Source organism: Enterobacter sp. HK169 (genome assembly GCF_001719105.1).
Taxonomy (GTDB): Bacteria; Pseudomonadota; Gammaproteobacteria; order Enterobacterales; family Enterobacteriaceae; genus Enterobacter; species Enterobacter asburiae_B.
Genome location: NZ_CP017087.1, coordinates 2,790,029 through 2,810,456 on the forward strand (window position 1 = coordinate 2,790,029; position 20,428 = coordinate 2,810,456).

General features: G+C 56.3%; 15 protein-coding genes, 2 tRNA genes, 1 rRNA gene and 1 riboswitch. Of the genes, 7 read left to right on the top strand and 11 right to left on the bottom strand.

Features of this window, described 5'->3' with window-relative positions; genetic code table 11:
• Positions 1–29: 29 nt before the first annotated feature.
• The 5 genes from EnteroDNA1_RS13285 to btuB all read right to left on the bottom strand — a co-directional run bounded on the left by EnteroDNA1_RS13285 (position 30) and on the right by btuB (position 4,862).
• Positions 30–105, bottom strand: a tRNA-Ala gene (locus EnteroDNA1_RS13285).
• A 42-nt stretch (positions 106–147) separates the two neighbouring features.
• Positions 148–224, bottom strand: a tRNA-Ile gene (locus tag EnteroDNA1_RS13290).
• A 69-nt stretch (positions 225–293) separates the two neighbouring features.
• A 16S ribosomal RNA gene (locus EnteroDNA1_RS13295) occupies positions 294–1,835 on the bottom strand.
• 383 nt (positions 1,836–2,218) lie between these two features.
• A complete protein-coding gene (gene murI / locus EnteroDNA1_RS13305) occupies positions 2,219–3,070 on the bottom strand; it encodes a glutamate racemase (protein WP_064673074.1) in 852 nt (283 codons plus the stop codon).
• A complete protein-coding gene (btuB, locus tag EnteroDNA1_RS13310; RefSeq protein WP_069303417.1) occupies positions 3,015–4,862 on the bottom strand; it encodes a TonB-dependent vitamin B12 receptor BtuB in 1,848 nt (615 codons plus the stop codon). The genes murI and btuB overlap by 56 nt, the downstream gene beginning before the upstream one ends.
• A 66-nt stretch (positions 4,863–4,928) precedes the next feature.
• Positions 4,929–5,104, bottom strand: a riboswitch (cobalamin riboswitch).
• A gap of 104 nt (positions 5,105–5,208) precedes the next feature.
• Between btuB and trmA the strand changes: the two genes are divergently transcribed.
• Positions 5,209–6,309 carry a tRNA (uridine(54)-C5)-methyltransferase TrmA gene (gene trmA, locus EnteroDNA1_RS13315; RefSeq protein ID WP_069303418.1) on the top strand — a complete coding sequence of 367 codons (1,101 nt, stop codon included), beginning with the start codon at positions 5,209–5,211 and terminating at the stop codon, positions 6,307–6,309.
• Between the two features lie 79 nt (positions 6,310–6,388).
• On the opposite strand, the gene EnteroDNA1_RS13320 is transcribed toward trmA, so the two are convergent.
• The gene (locus tag EnteroDNA1_RS13320; protein ID WP_008501783.1) at positions 6,389–6,748 is read right to left on the bottom strand and encodes a YijD family membrane protein; all 360 of its coding nucleotides are present in this window, start codon (positions 6,746–6,748) and stop codon (positions 6,389–6,391) included.
• A 9-nt stretch (positions 6,749–6,757) separates the two neighbouring features.
• On the bottom strand, positions 6,758–7,396 hold the full coding sequence (fabR, locus tag EnteroDNA1_RS13325) for an HTH-type transcriptional repressor FabR (RefSeq protein WP_008501784.1): 639 nt from the start codon (positions 7,394–7,396) through the stop codon (positions 6,758–6,760).
• Between the two features lie 196 nt (positions 7,397–7,592).
• On the opposite strand from fabR, the gene sthA reads away from it, so the two are divergent.
• Positions 7,593–8,993: a Si-specific NAD(P)(+) transhydrogenase gene (gene sthA / locus EnteroDNA1_RS13330; protein ID WP_008501785.1), complete on the top strand. Its 1,401-nt coding sequence runs from the start codon at positions 7,593–7,595 to the stop codon at positions 8,991–8,993.
• Here the strand turns inward: sthA and oxyR are convergent.
• From oxyR to argC, 4 genes are all read right to left on the bottom strand, one after another.
• Positions 8,976–9,893 carry a DNA-binding transcriptional regulator OxyR gene (oxyR, locus tag EnteroDNA1_RS13335; RefSeq protein WP_023309664.1) on the bottom strand — a complete coding sequence of 306 codons (918 nt, stop codon included), beginning with the start codon at positions 9,891–9,893 and terminating at the stop codon, positions 8,976–8,978. The genes sthA and oxyR overlap by 18 nt on opposite strands.
• A 336-nt stretch (positions 9,894–10,229) precedes the next feature.
• Complete coding sequence (argH, locus tag EnteroDNA1_RS13340; protein WP_069303419.1) at positions 10,230–11,603, bottom strand: argininosuccinate lyase; 1,374 nt, start codon at positions 11,601–11,603, stop codon at positions 10,230–10,232.
• A 103-nt stretch (positions 11,604–11,706) separates the two neighbouring features.
• On the bottom strand, positions 11,707–12,483 hold the full coding sequence (gene argB, locus EnteroDNA1_RS13345) for an acetylglutamate kinase (RefSeq protein ID WP_090420882.1): 777 nt from the start codon (positions 12,481–12,483) through the stop codon (positions 11,707–11,709).
• 6 nt (positions 12,484–12,489) lie between these two features.
• The gene (argC, locus tag EnteroDNA1_RS13350) at positions 12,490–13,494 is read right to left on the bottom strand and encodes an N-acetyl-gamma-glutamyl-phosphate reductase (RefSeq protein ID WP_069303420.1); all 1,005 of its coding nucleotides are present in this window, start codon (positions 13,492–13,494) and stop codon (positions 12,490–12,492) included.
• An 88-nt stretch (positions 13,495–13,582) separates the two neighbouring features.
• Between argC and argE the strand changes: the two genes are divergently transcribed.
• The 5 genes from argE (at position 13,583) to gldA (ending at position 20,423) form a co-directional block, all read left to right on the top strand.
• Positions 13,583–14,734 carry an acetylornithine deacetylase gene (gene argE, locus EnteroDNA1_RS13355; RefSeq protein ID WP_023309677.1) on the top strand — a complete coding sequence of 384 codons (1,152 nt, stop codon included), beginning with the start codon at positions 13,583–13,585 and terminating at the stop codon, positions 14,732–14,734.
• A 271-nt stretch (positions 14,735–15,005) separates the two neighbouring features.
• Entirely contained in the window at positions 15,006–17,657 is a 2,652-nt protein-coding gene (ppc, locus tag EnteroDNA1_RS13360) for a phosphoenolpyruvate carboxylase (RefSeq protein ID WP_023309665.1), read from the top strand.
• Between the two features lie 94 nt (positions 17,658–17,751).
• Positions 17,752–18,516: a helix-turn-helix transcriptional regulator gene (locus EnteroDNA1_RS13365; protein ID WP_069303421.1), complete on the top strand. Its 765-nt coding sequence runs from the start codon at positions 17,752–17,754 to the stop codon at positions 18,514–18,516.
• 128 nt (positions 18,517–18,644) lie between these two features.
• Positions 18,645–19,307 (top strand): fructose-6-phosphate aldolase, encoded by a 663-nt coding sequence (fsa, locus tag EnteroDNA1_RS13370; protein WP_069303422.1) that lies wholly within the window; start codon positions 18,645–18,647, stop codon positions 19,305–19,307.
• 12 nt (positions 19,308–19,319) lie between these two features.
• Positions 19,320–20,423, top strand: a complete 1,104-nt coding sequence (gene gldA / locus EnteroDNA1_RS13375) for a bifunctional L-1,2-propanediol dehydrogenase/glycerol dehydrogenase (protein WP_069303423.1) — start codon at positions 19,320–19,322, stop codon at positions 20,421–20,423.
• Positions 20,424–20,428 lie beyond the last annotated feature (5 nt).

The window sequence follows — 20,428 nt, forward strand, 5'->3', positions numbered from 1 at the left end:
TGAAGTTTTCTTGTGTTCGCAGTAAAAGATGGTGGAGCTATGCGGGATCGAACCGCAGACCTCCTGCGTGCAAAGCAGGCGCTCTCCCAGCTGAGCTATAGCCCCATCGTTTATCATCTCTGTACCGCTCATCCTTTAAAAGGAGTTTGGTAGGCCTGAGTGGACTTGAACCACCGACCTCACCCTTATCAGGGGTGCGCTCTAACCACCTGAGCTACAAGCCTGCAGAGATTTTTACTGCTGTTTTTCATCAGACAATCTGTGTGAGCACTGCAAAGGCAGGTTCTTTAAGGTAAGGAGGTGATCCAACCGCAGGTTCCCCTACGGTTACCTTGTTACGACTTCACCCCAGTCATGAATCACAAAGTGGTAAGCGCCCTCCCGAAGGTTAAGCTACCTACTTCTTTTGCAACCCACTCCCATGGTGTGACGGGCGGTGTGTACAAGGCCCGGGAACGTATTCACCGTAGCATTCTGATCTACGATTACTAGCGATTCCGACTTCATGGAGTCGAGTTGCAGACTCCAATCCGGACTACGACGCACTTTATGAGGTCCGCTTGCTCTCGCGAGGTCGCTTCTCTTTGTATGCGCCATTGTAGCACGTGTGTAGCCCTACTCGTAAGGGCCATGATGACTTGACGTCATCCCCACCTTCCTCCAGTTTATCACTGGCAGTCTCCTTTGAGTTCCCGGCCGGACCGCTGGCAACAAAGGATAAGGGTTGCGCTCGTTGCGGGACTTAACCCAACATTTCACAACACGAGCTGACGACAGCCATGCAGCACCTGTCTCAGAGTTCCCGAAGGCACCAATCCATCTCTGGAAAGTTCTCTGGATGTCAAGAGTAGGTAAGGTTCTTCGCGTTGCATCGAATTAAACCACATGCTCCACCGCTTGTGCGGGCCCCCGTCAATTCATTTGAGTTTTAACCTTGCGGCCGTACTCCCCAGGCGGTCGACTTAACGCGTTAGCTCCGGAAGCCACGCCTCAAGGGCACAACCTCCAAGTCGACATCGTTTACGGCGTGGACTACCAGGGTATCTAATCCTGTTTGCTCCCCACGCTTTCGCACCTGAGCGTCAGTCTTTGTCCAGGGGGCCGCCTTCGCCACCGGTATTCCTCCAGATCTCTACGCATTTCACCGCTACACCTGGAATTCTACCCCCCTCTACAAGACTCTAGCCTGCCAGTTTCGAATGCAGTTCCCAGGTTGAGCCCGGGGATTTCACATCCGACTTGACAGACCGCCTGCGTGCGCTTTACGCCCAGTAATTCCGATTAACGCTTGCACCCTCCGTATTACCGCGGCTGCTGGCACGGAGTTAGCCGGTGCTTCTTCTGCGGGTAACGTCAATCGACAAGGTTATTAACCTTATCGCCTTCCTCCCCGCTGAAAGTACTTTACAACCCGAAGGCCTTCTTCATACACGCGGCATGGCTGCATCAGGCTTGCGCCCATTGTGCAATATTCCCCACTGCTGCCTCCCGTAGGAGTCTGGACCGTGTCTCAGTTCCAGTGTGGCTGGTCATCCTCTCAGACCAGCTAGGGATCGTCGCCTAGGTGAGCCGTTACCCCACCTACTAGCTAATCCCATCTGGGCACATCTGATGGCAAGAGGCCCGAAGGTCCCCCTCTTTGGTCTTGCGACGTTATGCGGTATTAGCTACCGTTTCCAGTAGTTATCCCCCTCCATCAGGCAGTTTCCCAGACATTACTCACCCGTCCGCCGCTCGCCGGCAAAGTAGCAAGCTACTTTCCGCTGCCGCTCGACTTGCATGTGTTAGGCCTGCCGCCAGCGTTCAATCTGAGCCATGATCAAACTCTTCAATTTAAGTTTGATGCTCGTGAATTAAACTTCGTAATGAATTACGTATGTTCACTCAGAGACTTGGTATTCATTTATTGTCCGAAGACATTAAGAATCCATGTCACTTTGAGTGCCCACACAGATTGTCTGATAAATTGTTAAAGAGCAGTTGCAACGCGGCGTTAAGCTCACCGTTGCGAGGTCCCGTATATTACGTTTTCCTCATTCAGAGTCAAGCGATTATTTTTGCTTTTCTCTGCCGGCGTTCACCTCTGAACCCCGCTAACCCGGCGGCCTGTAAGCCGTTGTTCCGTGTCAGTGGAGGCGCATTATAGGGAGTTCTCAGACGTTGACAACCCCTCTTTTAAAAAAAACTTTCAACCGTCTCTTTTTTGCTCAAAACCGTGCTACAGCGCCAGTTTTTCGAGCATTTCAAAGCCATAACGGCGTAAAACGGGTAAAAGTTGCTCAGTCTCTTTCGTGATGGCCATACAAAACGCGATATTCGCATCGGTAGATTTCGCATCCGGCGCTTCATGCTCCAGCAGCCAGGCCGTACGACGGGCGATAGCCGCACCGGAATCCACCAGGCGCGTCCCCTCCGGCAATACCTCTAATAACTCTTCCTGTAATAGCGGGAAGTGGGTACAGCCCAGCACAACGGTATCCGGAGGCTCTGGCATCCGCAGCCACGGACGAAGAATACGACGCAGCTCGTCGAGTGATACCGCCTTTCCATGCAGCTTCGCTTCAGCCATCTCCACCAGCTCAGCCGAACCCAGCATCGCAATCTGGCATTCGTTGGCAAAACGGTCGATCAGCTCGCGGGTATAAGGACGCTTTACCGTGCCTCGCGTTGCCAGCAAACCCACAATGCCGTTCGCCGTCAGGCGCGCGGCAGGCTTTATCGCAGGAACGACACCCACAACCGGGAACTGGAATTTTTCACGCAGGGCGGGAAGAGAAACGGTGCTCGCCGTATTACAGGCGATGACGGCCAGCGCAAGGGGATAGCGCTTTTGTACCGCGGTGACGATTTCAACCACACGCTCAACAATAAAATCTTCGCTCTTTTCCCCATACGGGAAAGCGACGTTATCGAAGGCGTAGATGTAATGGAGATCCGGCAGGAGATGCCGAATCTCATCATAGACCGAAAGCCCACCGACGCCGGAATCAAACACCAGCACGGTGGGACGCGGATTAGAAGGTGTAGCTGCCAGACAAGGTGTATTCCCGTCCTGCAGTTTGGTAGCCATAAACTGTCTCGTAATCTTTATCGAACAGGTTGGCTATTTTACCACGAACTGTGAGATGTGAGGTGACAGGATACGAAACTGCGACATCCCACAGGCTGACACCGCCCATTTTTACTTTCTCAGACGGATAAGCACCAAAGTCAGTGTCGTAACGCGTACCGAGATAGTGATAAGTCAGGCTCCAGTCGAAATCATAGATCTGCGTGTCGAGCTGATATTTCACCTGCTGTTTAGCACGACGGTCCAGAAGTTCGTTGGTTGCGGCATTGCGGGCATCCACATAATCGTAGCCAACAGTATGCGTCAACGGACCCGTATCAAACGATGCTGTCGCTTCCACACCTTTAACGCGCGCTTTACCGACGTTGTAATATTGCTGAAGGTTATTATCGAAGTCGATGAGATTATCGACGTCATTACGGTAGCCGGAGACGCGCCAGCTCACGCCGGCCGTCAGGCCTTCAAACGCACCTTCCCACTGCTTGCTCTCTTCGGGATCAAGATGGTCATTGCCATAGAAACCATAGAGTTGACCCAGATTCGGTGCTTTATAGGCCGTACCATAAGAAGCAACGAAGCGGTAACCCTCCACGAACTCCCAGGCCGCACTACTTTGCCAGGTGCCATGGCGACCGAACTGAGAGTTGTCATCGCTGCGAACCGCTCCTTCCAGAGTGAAGTCACCAAACTGCTGCAACCCGGTCAGGTAAACGCCGGTGTTACGCAGGTCGTAGCCGTTGGTCACGTAGTTTGTACCCGGCTCGGTGCTCTGCTTCTGCCAGTCAACGCCCGCGCCAATGTTTCCATGGCCAACATCAACGGAGTTCAGCCACTGGACGTTGTACTGTTTGATTTCATCCAGCGTGGCTGTTGAATCGTAGCGGCCTAAATTTGGGTCGTAGTTATAGTCCTTGCTGTGGCTATAGCTGGTGAGCAGCTGTGAATGGAAGATGTCATCGTTGAAGCGCAATCCTGCATCCCAGGTCTGACTATAGAGCTGGCGGGTATCGACCAGTACGTCAGGGGTAAATGAACTGTAGTAACCGTCGTAGGCAGTACGGTTGCTGTAGCCAAAGCCGCGAACAAATCCGCTCCACTGCTCCGAGAATGCGTGATCCAGTGCACCATAGAGCGTTTTATTCATAAAGCCGTCGCGATCGGTCTGGGCAAGGCCACCATTGTTGCCGTCCGCAACCACATCAAACCCTTTGGTATAGGTGTAATCACCCGCAAGCGTGACGCGCGTGCTGTCGCCCAATGTTTGCTGAGTACTGCCGCCATAATTCTGGTAACCATGCGACCCTACACCTGCATTCAGCGTGGTACCGTCCTTCGCGCGAGTGGTAATAATGTTTACGACTCCGCCAATCGCGTCCGAGCCGTATACCGCCGAACGCGGTCCACGAACATATTCGATACGCTGCACCAGGGAGATCGGGAACTGGCTGAGATCGGACGACCCCGTAACGCCCGCCTGGTTAAGGCGGATCCCATCAACAAGGATCAGGACATGGCTGGAGTTGGTGCCACGTATAAAGAGAGAAGAGAGTTGCCCCATCCCGCCATTTTGCGCCGTATCCACGCCGGGCAGGCGACGCATAACATCAAGGACTGAGGTTGATTGCCAACGGTCAATATCGGCACGCGTAACAACGGAGGTTGCAGCCAGAATAGTTTTTTCAGGTTGTTCAAAACGATTTGCCGTCACCACCAACGAGTCGGCGCTATCCTGCGCCCAGCCCGAAATTGCCGTGACGGACAACGCCGTCAACAGCGATACTTTTTTAATCATTGTTAAAGCATCCACAATATAAGAAGGATGCCGCAGGCCTCATCGATAGCACGCGATGATGAAACCAAATGCGACGTGATCCCGGCAGGTCTTCGGGCTAGGTGGCTATATAAGGATGAAGACTTCCCATTTTCACAGTGTCTACAACGCTCATCCCGCCAGACTTTACCGCTGCGCGTCAGCTCCAGATTTACACTGGATTCCCTTTTCACTCTCAGGAGACCGGAAACAGAATGCTACAATTAGACACGTATGGATGTCCAGACAGCTATTGCCCATTAAATCTGGACATCCCCTGAACAATGCCTACAATCCCCGCGTAATTCTTTATCACTCAGGACGCATCATGACCCCAGAACACCTCCCGACAGAACAGTACGACGCGCAGCTGGCAGAGAAAGTCGTCCGCCTGCAAAGTATGATGACGCCTTTCAACGCGCCCGTTCCCGAGGTGTTCCGCTCTCCCGTCAGCCACTACCGCATGCGCGCCGAATTCCGCATCTGGCACGACGGCGACGACCTGTACCACATCATTTTCGATCAGCAGACGAAGTCCCGTATTCGCGTGGACAGCTTTCCGGCGGCGAGCGAGCTCATTAACCAATTGATGACGCTGATAATGGACGGCGTGCGCAACAATCCGGTACTGCGTAACAAGCTGTTCCAGATTGACTACCTGACCACGCAAAGCAATCAGGCGATTGTCTCCCTGCTGTACCACAAAGCGCTCAATGACGAGTGGCGCGAGCAGGCAGAAGCGCTGCGCGATGCGCTGCGCGCGCAGAACATCAACGTTCACCTGATTGGCCGCGCGACAAAAACCAAAATCATGCTGGATCAGGACTACATCGACGAGCGCCTGCCGGTGGCAGGTAAAGAGATGGTGTATCGTCAGGTCGAGAACAGCTTCACCCAGCCAAACGCTGCGATGAACGTGCAGATGCTGGAGTGGGCGCTGAAGGCGACGGAAGGGTCAACGGGCGATCTGCTTGAGCTCTACTGCGGTAACGGCAACTTCTCGCTGGCGCTGGCGCGTAATTTCGATCGCGTTCTGGCAACGGAAATCGCCAAGCCGTCGGTGGCTGCCGCGCAGTACAACATCGCTGCTAACCATATCGATAACGTGCAGATCGTTCGTATGGCCGCGGAAGAGTTCACGCAGGCCATGAACGGCGAACGCCAGTTTAACCGCCTGGAAGGGATCGATTTGAAAAGCTACCAGTGTGAGACGATTTTTGTCGACCCGCCGCGCAGTGGCCTGGACAGCGAAACCGAGAAGATGGTTCAGGCGTACCCGCGTATTTTGTACATCTCCTGTAACCCGGAGACGCTGTGCAAGAACCTCGAAACATTAGGCCAAACGCACAAGGTTGAACGTCTGGCGCTGTTCGATCAGTTCCCGTATACGCACCATATGGAGTGCGGCGTTTTACTTACCGCACGGTGATCTGTAGGCCGGATAAGCGTAGCGCCATCCGGCGTTTTTGGCAGGTGGCGCTTCGCTTACCTGCCCTACAAATAATTCATTACTCCGGTAACTGGCTCTTACGGCTACGCATGCGCGAGCCAATCCAGAACACCAGCGCCACAGACAGTACCGCAGGGAAGAAGTTAGAGCCGATATCCGGATACTCCGCGCGAACCACCGTGCTATACAGCAATACGCCCAGAATAAAGCAGGCAGCGGCCAGCCCCGGTAACCCCACCGGCATGGTGCGGTTCAGGTAACGTTGATGCAGGCAGTAAACCGTCAGCACCAGCGCTATAAGCGGGAAAATCGAAAATGGCACGATTGAGCTAAAAATAGCGGCAAACGTACCATTAATGGATAAGCCAGCGATCAATGCCAGCAACAGCGTCCCTTTATCCTGACCTGACTGTTTCATTACTCACCTTCACTCTTCGGTTTGATGTGCCAGTTTCTCTTGTTCACGGCGATACCAGTAATACGCGCCTTTGGAGATCATCCTGAGCTGCAATACCAGCCGCTCTTCGAGCTGCTTGCGTTGTTCAATGCTGACATCCAGCGCTTCGGCACCCGCGCTGAAAACAATCGTCACCATCGCCTCGGCCTGTGCTTCAGTAAACGCACGCGGCATATGGTTTTCGAGTTCAAGATAGTCGGCAAGTTCCGCGATGAAGTGCTGAATTTCACGCGCGACGGCGGCACGAAACGCCGCCGATGTGCCCGAACGCTCGCGCAGAAGCAGACGAAACGCGTTGGGGTTATTGCCGATAAATTCCATAAAGGTCGATACGGAGGTGCGGATCACGCTACCCCCTTTGGCGATACGCTGACGCGCCTGCCGCATCAGCTGGCGCAGCATCAGACCGCTCTCGTCGACCATGGTCAGGCCCAGTTCATCCACATCACGGAAATGACGATAGAAGGACGTTGGCGCTATCCCAGCCTCGCGTGCGACTTCGCGCAGGCTCAAACTGGCAAAACTCCGCTCAGCACTCAGTTGACTGAATGCGGCTTCCACCAGCGAACGCCGGGTTTTCTCTTTTTGTTGTGCTCTTACGCCCATCACGATAGTTGAATCCTTCCAAAGGCCTGATGGCACTATACCAGAGAATAAAATTAATCTGTTTGCCTGGCTTTGTGAATGATTGTTTACGTGCGGTTTGTGCTCCACTGCCCGAAAAAAGCACAACGATAATTGGGTTACTCTGGCAATGATGTTATGATTCTGTTGCTTTTATGTATAAGAACAGGTAAGCCTTACCATGCCACATTCCTACGATTACGACGCAATAGTTATTGGTTCCGGCCCCGGCGGCGAAGGTGCTGCTATGGGTCTGGTGAAACAGGGAGCCAGAGTAGCGGTCATCGAGCGCTACCATAATGTCGGCGGCGGTTGCACCCACTGGGGCACCATCCCTTCGAAAGCCCTCCGCCACGCCGTTAGCCGCATTATCGAATTTAACCAGAACCCTCTTTACAGCGACCACTCCCGACTTCTTCGTTCATCCTTTGCTGACATCCTGAATCACGCGGATACCGTTATTAACCAGCAGACACGCATGCGTCAGGGATTTTATGAGCGTAACCACTGTGAAATTTTGCAGGGCAACGCGCATTTTGTGGATGAACACACCCTGGCACTCGAATGCCACGACGGTTCGGTTGAAACCATCACGGCTGAAAAATTTGTGATCGCCTGCGGCTCACGCCCTTACCATCCGGCCGACGTGGACTTCTCGCATCCGCGCGTCTACGACAGCGACTCGATTCTGAGCCTGCACCATGAGCCTCGCCACGTCATTATCTATGGTGCAGGGGTCATTGGTTGCGAATATGCGTCGATCTTCCGCGGAATGGACGTCAAAGTTGACCTGATCAACACCCGTGACCGCCTGCTGGCGTTCCTCGATCAGGAGATGTCGGACTCTCTCTCCTACCACTTCTGGAACAGCGGCGTGGTGATTCGCCACAACGAAGAGTACGAGAAGATCGAAGGCTGCGACGACGGGGTGATCATGCACCTGAAGTCCGGTAAGAAGCTGAAAGCAGACTGTCTGCTGTACGCCAACGGTCGTACCGGCAACACCGATTCACTGCAGCTGGAAAATATCGGGCTTGAAACCGACAGCCGCGGTCAGCTGAAGGTCAACAGCATGTATCAGACCGCCCTGCCGCACGTTTACGCGGTCGGCGACGTGATTGGCTACCCAAGCCTGGCCTCAGCTGCTTACGACCAGGGACGCATCGCCGCACAGGCGCTGGTAAAAGGCGAAGCGACGGCGCACCTGATCGAAGATATTCCGACGGGGATCTATACCATCCCGGAAATCAGTTCAGTCGGGAAAACCGAGCAGCAGCTGACGTCAATGAAAGTGCCTTACGAGGTGGGACGTGCCCAGTTTAAACATCTGGCGCGGGCGCAAATCGTGGGGATGAGCGTGGGAACGCTGAAGATCCTGTTCCATCGCGAGACCAAAGAGATCCTCGGCATTCACTGCTTTGGTGAACGCGCGGCGGAAATCATTCATATCGGCCAGGCGATAATGGAGCAGAAAGGCGGTGGTAACACCATTGAGTACTTCGTTAACACCACCTTTAACTACCCGACCATGGCGGAAGCCTATCGGGTAGCTGCGCTGAACGGCTTAAACCGCCTGTTTTAACGCGCTGTCAAAATGGCCATCCATCGAACCACGGATGGCCTCTGCCAGCTGCTCATAGCGGCTGCGCAGCGGTGAACCAGGACGATACACCAGGCCGATAGTGCGACGCGGCTCCGGCTTAATGCACGGCAGATAAACCACGCCATCACGTTTACGCTCGCGCGGCACGGCCAGCGCAGGCAGCAGCGTAATACCGCTTCCCGCCGCGACCATATTACGCAGCGTTTCCAGGCTGGTTGCGCGGAAATGGGTATCCTCATCCGCACCCGCTTCGAAGCAAAAGCCCATCGCCTGATCGCGCAGGCAGTGGCCATCTTCCAGCATCAGCAGCTTTTCACCGGCCAGATCGGCCATCGGTACGCGATCGCGGTTCGCCCACGGGTGATCTTCATAGATCGCCAGCATCATCGGCTCATCGAACAGCGGCACTTCAATAAAGGCTTCACTCTCTTTCACCAGCGCCAGAATGGCGCAGTCGAGCTTGCCGCTGTCTAACTGCGCGAGCAGCTGATGGGTTTGCGCTTCATGCAGGTACATTTCGAGTTTCGGGAACGTCTGGTGCAGCATCGGAATGATGTGCGGCAACAGGTACGGGCCAACGGTTGGGATCAGGCCGATATGCAGCGGGCCGGACATCGCCTCCCCCTGCTGGCTTGCCATTTCCTTGAGCACTTTGACCTCGCGCAGCACGGTGCGCGCCTGATCCACCAGCAGAAGACCTGCCTGTGTGAACAGAACCTTACGACTGGTGCGCTCCAGCAGCATCACGCCCAGCTCGTCTTCCAGCTTGCGGATCTGACCGCTCAGCGTGGGCTGGCTGACGTGGCAGGAATCTGCCGCGCGGCGAAAGTGACGATGCTCGGCTAACGCTACCAGGTATTCAAGATCACGAATATTCATTATTCATCCTCCGTCGCCACGATAGTTCATGGCGATAGATAGCATAGCAACGAACGATTATCCCTATCAAGCATTCTGTTGAATAATACACCACATAGACGAGGCGGCACGTGTTTGACCCTTGACGTCCCCGCACCGTCAGCGAGTTTCTCTCAAAACTCGAACAACTAAAGCCAACGTGAACTTTTGCGGACCCCGTGGTCCGCTTTTTTTTGCGTAAAAGAGCCCGGGGATAAAAGCAAAATGGCAACCGAAGTTGCCATTTTTAGTGTTTGCTCCCTCTCCCCGTGGGAGAGGGCCGGGGTGAGGGCACCAGCCCGCACTGTTCAAACCAAATCAAACCAACCGGTTTTTCGCATCCGCTATCGCCTGCGCCACCTGCTTCGGCGACACGCCGCCTTTCGCGGCACGTTTATCCAGACAAGACTGCAGCGCAAGGATCGGATACACATCATCCCCGATAACCGCGCTGAACTTCTGCAGGTCTGCCAGCGCCAGATCTTCCAGTGGTTTACCCTGACGAATGGCTTCCACCACCGCTTCACCCACAATGTGGTGCGCTTCACGGAAAGGTACGCCTTTCGCCACCAGATAATCCGCCAGTTCGGTAGAGTTCGCATAGCCCTGCTGCGCCGCTTCCTGGCAGCGCGGACGTTTCACCTGAATGCCGTCCAGCACCAGGGCGCCCATATGCAGACAGTCCAGCCAGGTGTCGAGCGCGTCGAACAGCCCTTCTTTGTCTTCCTGCATGTCTTTGTTATACGCCAGCGGCAGCCCTTTCAGGGTCATCATCATGCCGGTCAGCGCGCCCTGCACGCGGCCACACTTGCCGCGGATCAGCTCCAGCGCGTCCGGGTTTTTCTTCTGCGGCATCAGGGAGGAGCCTGAGGTCACGCGGTCGGACAGCTCGACGAAGCCCGCTTCGCCAGAGTTAAAGAAGATCAGGTCTTCGGCAAAGCGCGACAGATGCACCATTCCGATAGACGCATTGGAGAGCAGCTCCAGCACGTGGTCGCGGTCGGACACGCTGTCCAGGCTGTTACGGGTGGCGGAGGCAAAGCCCAGCCAGCCTGCCAGCTGTTCACGGTCGATTTCATACGCCGTACCGGCCAGCGCGCCGCTGCCCAGCGGGCTGACGTCCAGACGCTTCAGGGTATCCTGCAGACGGCTTTCGTCACGCGCCAGCATCTCGACGTAGGCCAGACACCAGTGCGCGAAGGTCACCGGCTGCGCGCGCTGCAGGTGGGTATAACCCGGCATCACCGCGTCCTGGTTGTTCTGCGCGGTCTCCACCAGCGCGCTCTGCAGCTGACGGTTAGCCGCCAGCAGTTCGCCAACGGTATCTTTGCACCACAGCTTCAGATCGGTGGCAACCTGGTCGTTACGACTGCGGCCGGTATGCAGCTTTTTACCCAGCTGGCCGACTTTGTCGATAAGCTTGCCTTCCACCCAGCTGTGAATATCTTCAGCATCGCTTTCGAGGATCTGCTGCGGGTTAAGACGCACCTCTTCCAGCAGATTGTTCAGCGCCTCTTCCAGCCGTAATTGTTCGTCGGCGGTCAGTACGCCTACCGTTACCAGCGCCCTGGACCAGGCCACAGAGCCGACAATATCCTGTTCGGCCAGGCGGTAGTCGAAGCGCAAAGAGTCGTTGAACTGTTTGAACCGCTGATCCGCTGCCTGTGTAAAACGCCCACCCCAAAGTGCCATAACATGCTTCCTTTATTCGTTAGTTCTGCCGGGTGGCGCTTCGCTTACCCGGCCTACGGTCTTGTAGGCCCAGCAAGCAGAGCGCCGCCGGGCATTAAATCGATTACGCCAGAATACGCGTGCCAATCGGCGTGCCGTTAAACAGCGCCGGCAGTTGTTCCGCGTGACGCCAGGAGGCGATATCCACCGGGCGGCCCAGCGTGCGTGCGGCATCCAGCGCGGCGTTCACTTTGACGATCATGCCGTCGGTAATAATGCCCTGGGCAATCAGCTGCTCGGCTTTCTCAGCCGTCATTTCCGCAATGCGCTGGCCTTTGCCGTCCAGAATGCCGCTCACGTCGGAGAGCAGGATCAGATCCGCACCCAGCGTTGCCGCCAGTGCCGTCGCCGCCTGGTCAGCGTTGACGTTCATCAGCTCGCCCTCTTCGGTCACGCCGATAGAGCTCACCACCGGCAGGAACCCCCCTTCCAGCAGCGTGTTAATCAGCTTAGGCGAACCCGGCTGCGCCAGTCCAACGTGGCCGAGCTCTTCGTCGAGCTGGGTCACTTTTACGCTGTCGCCATCGCCCAGATAGAGGCCGACGGATGCGATGTGGTGTTTCTTCGCCCACGCCAGCAGCGTTTTGTTCGCCGTACCCGCCAGCGCACCGGTAATGATGTCAATCTGGTCAGCAGGCGTGACGCGCAGGCCGTTCTTCTTTTTCACCGGCAGGTTGAGCCCTTTCATCAGCTCATCCACCACGCAGCCGCCGCCGTGCACAATCACCAGCGGACGCTGGTGTGATTCGCGATAGTTCACCAGCGCGGTAAACAGACGCTCCAGCGCTTCTTCGCTGTCCAGCAGTACACCACCGAGTTTGATAATTAATGGGTTCATCATCACACCTTAAATAAGAGCCTGCGTTTCCGGGAAACCGAAACGAATATTTGCACACTGCATTGCCTGTGCGGCAGCGCCTTTGAGTAAGTTATCTTCCGCAGCGACCACAATCAGATGCTCGCCCTGCACGGCAAAGCCGATGTCGCAGAACGGCAGGCCGACCACGTTTTTCAGCGCCGGCACGCCTTTATCGTACAGGCGCACCAGCGGTTTATCCGCATACGCCTGCGTGAAGGCCTCGTTCACCTGCTCTTTGGTCACGCCCGGCTTCAGGCGGCAGGTAATGGTTTCGAGGATCCCGCGCGGGAAGCTGCCCAGATGCGGCGTGAAAATGACGTCCGCGCCCAGATGCGTCGTGATTTCAGGGTGATGACGGTGATTAAACACGCCATACGGCTGAAGGCTCACTTCGCAGAAGCTGTTGGAAATAGCGGCCTTGCGCCCTGCTCCGCTCACGCCGCTGGTGGCGTTGATCACCGGCCACTGGCTCAGATCCAGCAGGCCTGCGTCGATCAGCGGCTTCAGGGAAAGCTGCGCCGCCGTCGGGTAGCAGCCCGGAACGGCAATCAGGTCCGCTTCTTTCAGTTTATCTGTGCTCCACTCCGCCAGTCCGTACACCGCTTTTTCCAGCAGTTCCGGATGCTGATGGGTGAAGCCGTAATATTTTTCGTAAAACGCACCGTCGTTCACGCGGAACGCGCCGGAAAGGTCGAAGACCACGCAGCCAGCCGCCAGGAACTGCGGCGCCAGGTCGTGGCTGACCTCGTGCGCGGTGGCTAAAAACACCACGTCGACGCCGTCGGTAAACTCGCTGATGTCAGACATGGGCTGCAGCGGCAGATCGACAAGACCCTTAAGCTGCGGATGCAAATCGGAAATTAACTTTCCTGCATCATTGCTTTGCGCTGACACGGTCAAAGCGGTTATGGTCATATGTGGATGGCGATTCACGTAGCTTACAAGCTCTGCGCCCGCATAACCGCTAGCGCCTACAATCAGCGTATTCAACATCGGGTTCCTTTATGCTCAACGTTAATGTATTTTTATTCACATTTATTGCATGAATATTGATACTATCACGACCTAAGGTGTGTCAACAATGAAAATGAACTTACCGCCATTTATCGAGATCTACCGCGCCCTGATTGCCACTCCGTCCATCAGCGCAACGGAAGAAGCGCTGGATCAGAGCAATGAGTCTTTAATCAATCTGCTGGCGGGTTGGTTTAGCGATCTTGGGTTTAACGTTGAGGTTCAGCCCGTTCCCGGAACACGCCACAAATTTAACCTGCTCGCCAGCACCGGAACCGGTGCGGGCGGCCTGCTGCTGGCCGGCCATACCGACACCGTGCCGTTTGACGATGGCCGCTGGACGCGCGATCCGTTCACCCTGACCGAGCACGACAACAAGCTCTATGGCCTGGGCACCGCCGACATGAAAGGCTTCTTCGCCTTTATCCTCGACGCGCTGCGTGACGTGGACGTGACGAAGCTGAAAAAACCGCTCTACATTCTGGCGACCGCCGACGAAGAAACCAGCATGGCGGGCGCGCGCTACTTCTCTGAAAACACGTCGATTCGCCCGGATTGCGCGATCATCGGCGAGCCGACGTCTCTGCAGCCGATTCGCGCGCACAAAGGCCATATCTCTACGGCCGTGCGCGTGCTGGGTCAGTCCGGCCACTCCAGCGACCCGGCGCGCGGCGTGAACGCCATCGAGCTGATGCATGACGCCATCGGCCGCATCATGACCCTGCGCGACGATCTGAAAGAGCGCTACCACTACGACGCGTTCACCGTGCCGTATCCGACGCTGAACCTCGGCAGCCTGCATGGCGGCGATGCCTCCAACCGTATCTGCGCCTGCTGCGAACTGCATATGGACATCCGCCCGCTGCCGGGCATGACGCTGAGCGATCTCGACGGCCTGCTGAATGAAGCGCTGGCTCCGGTGAGCGAGCGCTGGCCGGGCCGCCTGACGGTCTCCGAACTGCATCCGCCGATCCCGGGTTACGAATGCCCGCCGGATCATCAGCTGGTTGAGGTGGTGGAAAAGCTGCTCGGTGAGAAAACCGACGTGGTGAACTACTGCACCGAAGCGCCGTTTATTCAGACGCTTTGCCCTACGCTGGTCCTTGGCCCTGGCTCCATCAACCAGGCCCACCAGCCGGATGAATATCTGGAAACCCGCTTCATCAAGCCAACCCGCGAACTGATTACCCAGGTTGTGCATCACTTCTGCTGGCATTAAAACCGCACCGAAGAGTACCCTCTCCCACTGGGAGAGGGTTAGGGTGAGGGCAACAAATCGCATGATCTCCGTCACATTCCCATAAGCATCTCTTATCTGACGCAATGCGAATTAAATTTCGTAAATTGCCCGCATTTATTCGTTTGCTGAACCGTTTTCGCAGCAATTGACGACGGGGGTTTTACGTGGCTTTATAAAGGGAGATGACAAAATAATGTCCAGATGATTTTCGCCTGGGCATAAACAAAAATGATGGGGTGACTGGGTTTTTATGAACGAACAATATTCCGCGTTGCGTAGTAATGTCAGTATGCTCGGCAAAGTGCTTGGAGATACCATCAAAGACGCGTTGGGGGAGAACATCCTCGACCGCGTTGAAACCATCCGCAAGCTGTCTAAATCTTCCCGTGCCGGTAACGAGGCCAGTCGTCAGGAGCTGCTCACCACCTTGCAGAACCTCTCTAACGATGAGCTGCTGCCCGTTGCACGCGCATTCAGCCAGTTCCTGAACCTGGCTAACACCGCTGAGCAATACCACAGCATTTCGCCAAACGGCGAAGCGGCAAGCAACCCGGAAGTCATTGCTCGCACCCTTCGTAAACTGAAAGACCAGCCAGACCTCAACGAAGCCACCATCAAAAAAGCGGTGGAATCGCTTTCGCTGGAGCTGGTGCTGACCGCACACCCCACTGAAATTACCCGTCGCACCCTGATCCACAAAATGGTGGAAGTGAACAACTGTCTGAAGCAGTTGGATAACAAAGACATTGCCGACTACGAACGTAACCAGCTGATGCGCCGTCTGCGCCAGCTGATTGCCCAGTCCTGGCACACCGATGAAATTCGTAAGCATCGCCCAAGCCCGGTCGACGAAGCCAAATGGGGCTTTGCGGTGGTGGAAAACAGCCTGTGGGAAGGGGTGCCTAACTACCTGCGCGAGCTGAACGAACAGCTGGAAGAGAACCTCGGCTACCGCCTGCCGGTCGACTTTGTTCCGGTGCGCTTCACCTCCTGGATGGGCGGCGACCGCGACGGTAACCCGAACGTGACCGCGGAAATCACCCGTCACGTCCTGCTGCTGAGCCGCTGGAAAGCGACCGACCTGTTCCTGAAAGACATTCAGGTGCTGATCTCCGAGCTGTCGATGGTTGAAGCGACACCGGAACTGCGCGCGCTGGCCGGAGAAGAAGGCGCCAGCGAGCCGTACCGTTTCCTGATGAAGAAACTGCGTGGTCAGCTGATGGCCACTCAGGCCTGGCTGGAAGCGCGTCTGAAAGGTCAGCGCCTGCCAAAACCAGAGGGTCTGCTCAGCCAGAACGAACAGCTCTGGGAGCCGCTGTATGCCTGTTATAAATCACTGCAGGCCTGCGGGATGGGCATCATCGCTAACGGCGAACTGCTCGACACCCTGCGCCGCGTGAAGTGTTTCGGCGTGCCGCTGGTGCGTATCGACGTGCGTCAGGAAAGTACCCGTCATACCGAAGCGCTGGGCGAACTGACCCGCTATCTCGGCATCGGCGACTATGAAAGCTGGTCCGAAGCCGACAAACAGGCCTTCCTGATCCGCGAGCTGAACTCGAAGCGCCCTCTGCTGCCGCGCAACTGGGAGCCAAGCAACGAAACCCGCGAGGTGCTCAACACCTGTAAAGCGATCGTGGACGCACCGAAAGGATCGGTGGCCGCCTATGTGATCTCCATGGCGAAGACCCCGTCAGACGTGCTGGGCGTTCACCTTCTGCTGAAAGAAGCAGGAATCGACTACGCTCTGCCGGTCGCCCCGCTGTTTGAGACCCTCGACGACCTGAACAACGCCAACGACGTCATGACCCAGCTGCTGAATATCGACTGGTACCGCGGCTTTATTCAGGGCAAACAGATGGTGATGATTGGCTATTCTGACTCCGCGAAAGATGCGGGCGTGATGGCGGCATCCTGGGCGCAGTATCAGGCGCAGGACGCACTGATCAAAACCTGCGAGAAAGCCGGTATTGAGCTGACCCTGTTCCACGGACGCGGTGGCTCGATTGGCCGTGGCGGCGCGCCTGCACACGCAGCGCTGCTTTCACAGCCGCCGGGAAGCCTGAAAGGCGGCCTGCGCGTCACCGAGCAGGGCGAGATGATCCGCTTCAAGTACGGTCTGCCGGAAGTGACCATCAGCAGCCTGTCGCTCTACACCAGCGCTATCCTGGAAGCAAACCTGCTGCCACCGCCGGAGCCGAAAGCATCCTGGTGCCATATCATGGACGAGCTGTCTGATATCTCCTGCGATCTGTACCGCGGCTACGTGCGTGAAAACAAAGATTTCGTTCCTTACTTCCGCTCGGCAACGCCTGAGCAGGAGCTGGGTAAACTGCCGCTGGGCTCACGTCCTGCGAAGCGTCGCCCGACCGGTGGCGTAGAGTCTCTGCGCGCGATCCCGTGGATCTTCGCCTGGACGCAGAACCGTTTGATGCTGCCCGCCTGGCTGGGTGCCGGTGCCGCGCTGCAAAAAGTGGTGGAAGACGGTAAACAGAACGAACTGGAAACCATGTGCCGCGACTGGCCGTTCTTCTCTACCCGTCTGGGCATGCTGGAGATGGTCTTCTCGAAAGCTGACCTGTGGCTGGCGGAATACTACGACCAGCGTCTGGTGAAACCAGAGCTGTGGGCGCTGGGTAAAGAGCTGCGCGAACTGCTGGAAGGCGACATCAAAGTGGTACTGGACATCGCCAACGACTCACATCTGATGGCGGACCTGCCGTGGATTGCCGAGTCTATTCAGCTGCGTAACATCTACACCGACCCGCTGAACGTCCTGCAGGCAGAGCTGCTGCACCGTTCGCGTCTGGCGGAAGAAGAAGGTAAAGAGCCGGATCCGCGCGTTGAACAGGCGCTGATGGTGACGATTGCGGGCGTTGCTGCGGGAATGCGTAACACCGGCTAATACTCTATGCCCGGCGGCGCCGCGCTTGCCCGGACCTGTGACTGGTAGGCCGGGTAAGCGTTAGCGCCACCCGGCACATTTCGGTAGTCTTCTCATGCATTCCGATGTCACCCGAATCCTGGCAGACCTGGTAAACCGCACGCTACCGCTGGGACAGATTCATTTCTCAGCGCTGTCTGAACAGCATTCCCGAACATCTCCCTGCCTCGTCATTACCCTTGATGCCCCCTGTGAGGCGATATTTTCATCCTTTGGACACTTAACGCATCCATCGTCTAACGCCCTGAGCATACATTTCGGTAAGCAGCTGCTGACTATCGAGTTACAGCATGACAATACGCTTGTGCAGCAGCTCCAGGTTGCCCGCCGCGGTCCGCGAACGGGTGCTTTTCTTCTGCAGACGCTAGCCGAATTACAGATGCAGCCGGATGAGCAAGAGACCGCGATACTGGTGGTATTAAGCTTGCTCAGCCACTGCCGGGATCTGCTTGGCAGCGACATCCACACCGCCAGCCGCAGCCGCGCCCTGTTTGAGGCCATTCGCCGCTTCATCGAAGAACATCACGCTTCGGCGTTAACCCGTGAATCCGTCGCGCAGGCGTTCTACGTCTCGCCGAACTACCTTTCCCACCTCTTTCAGAAGATTGGCAACGTGGGGTTCAACGAATATCTGACCCAAACGCGACTCGAACACGCGCGCCAGCTGCTGAAAGGCTACGATCTTAAAATCAAAGATATCGCTGCACGCTGTGGGTTTACAGACAGCAATTACTTCTGCCGTCTCTTTCGCAAGCACACCGAACGCTCTCCTTCCGAATATCGTCGCCAGTATCACAGCGAGCTGACCGCCAAAAAATAGCATTGTGATCGCTCTCGCACTTCGCTAAAGACATTACATTTGTCCAGTATTTGGCAAAATTGGCCTGTATCCGCCCTGCCTGCCCGCGCCTTATCCTTTGTTCAGCCTTTTTGACTTAAGGAAAAATAATGGAACTGTACCTGGATACCGCCAACGTGGCGGAAGTTGAACGCCTGGCGCGGATCTTCCCCATTGCGGGCGTCACTACCAATCCGAGCATCGTTGCCGCCAGCCGTGAATCCATCTGGGACGTGCTGCCGCGTCTGCAAAAAGCCATCGGGCCGGAAGGCACGCTGTTTGCTCAAACCATGAGCCGCGATGCCGAAGGGATGGTGGCGGAGGCCAAACATCTGAGTAACGCCGTCCCGGGCATCGTGGTGAAAATCCCGGTGACGGCTCAGGGGCTCATCGCGATTAAGGCATTGAAAAAAGAGGGGGTTACCACGCTGGGGACCGCCGTTTACAGCGCGGCACAGGGCCTGCTCGCCGCGCTGTCAGGCGCGAAATATGTCGCGCCGTATGTAAACCGCGTAGACGCTCAGGGCGGTGACGGCATTCGCATGGTCCAGGAGCTGCAATCCCTGCTGGAACTGCACGCGCCGGAAAGCAAAGTGCTGGCCGCCAGCTTCAAAACGCCGCGGCAGGCGCTGGACTGCCTGCTGGCGGGATGCGAGGCAATCACGCTTCCCTTAGACGTAGCGCAACAAATGCTCGGCACGCCAGCGGTAGAGTCAGCCATAGAGAAGTTCGAGCAGGACTGGAAAAACGCGTTTGGTAACCTCAACCTCTAAGGGAGAACTGTTATGGACCGTATCATTCAATCGCCGGGAAAATATATCCAGGGCGCTGATGTGCTTACCCGTCTCGGCGACTATCTGAAACCCCTGGCCAATCGCTGGCTGGTCGTCGGCGATAAATTTGTGCTGGGTTTTGCCGAAGAGACCCTGCGCCAGAGTTTTAAAAAAGCCGAACTGCACGCCGAAATAGCGCCGTTTGGCGGCGAATGTTCACAAAATGAAATCGATCGGCTGAAAAAGCTGGCAGACAGCGCCGACTGCCTGGCGGTGCTGGGTATCGGCGGTGGTAAAACGCTGGATACCGCTAAAGCGCTGGCCCATTTTATGGACGTGCCGGTCGCCATTGCGCCAACAATCGCCTCCACCGATGCGCCGTGCAGCGCCCTTTCGGTCATTTACACTGACAGCGGTGAGTTCGATCGCTACCTGATGCTGCCACACAACCCAAACATGGTTATCGTCGATACCAAAGTGGTCGCGGGCGCGCCGGCACGCCTGCTGGCCGCCGGGATTGGCGATGCGCTGGCGACGTGGTTTGAAGCACGCGCCTGCTCGCGCAGCGGCGCAACCACCATGGCGGGAGGCAAATGTACGCAGGCTGCACTCGCGCTGGCCGAGCTGTGCTACAACACGCTGGTTGAAGAGGGTGAAAAAGCCATGCTGGCCGCGGAACAGCATGTGGTTACACCGGCGCTGGAACGCATTATCGAAGCCAACACCTATCTCAGCGGCGTAGGCTTTGAAAGCGGCGGGCTGGCGGCAGCACACGCTATTCATAACGGAATGACGGCGGTACCGGACGCGCACCACTTCTATCACGGTGAAAAAGTGGCGTTTGGTACGCTCACGCAGCTGGTGCTGGAAAACGCGCCGGTAGAAGAAATAGAGACCGTCGCCGCGCTTTGTCACAGCGTTGGGCTGCCGATCACGCTGGTACAGCTAAATATCAAAGAGGATATTCCGGCCAAAATGCGTTTGATCGCGGAAGCCTCCTGTGCCGAAGGGGAAACTATCCACAACATGCCCGGCGGCGTAACGCCGGATCAGGTATATGCGGCGCTGCTGGTGGCCGACCAGTATGGGCAGCGGTTCCTGCAGGAGTGGGAGTAAATAGC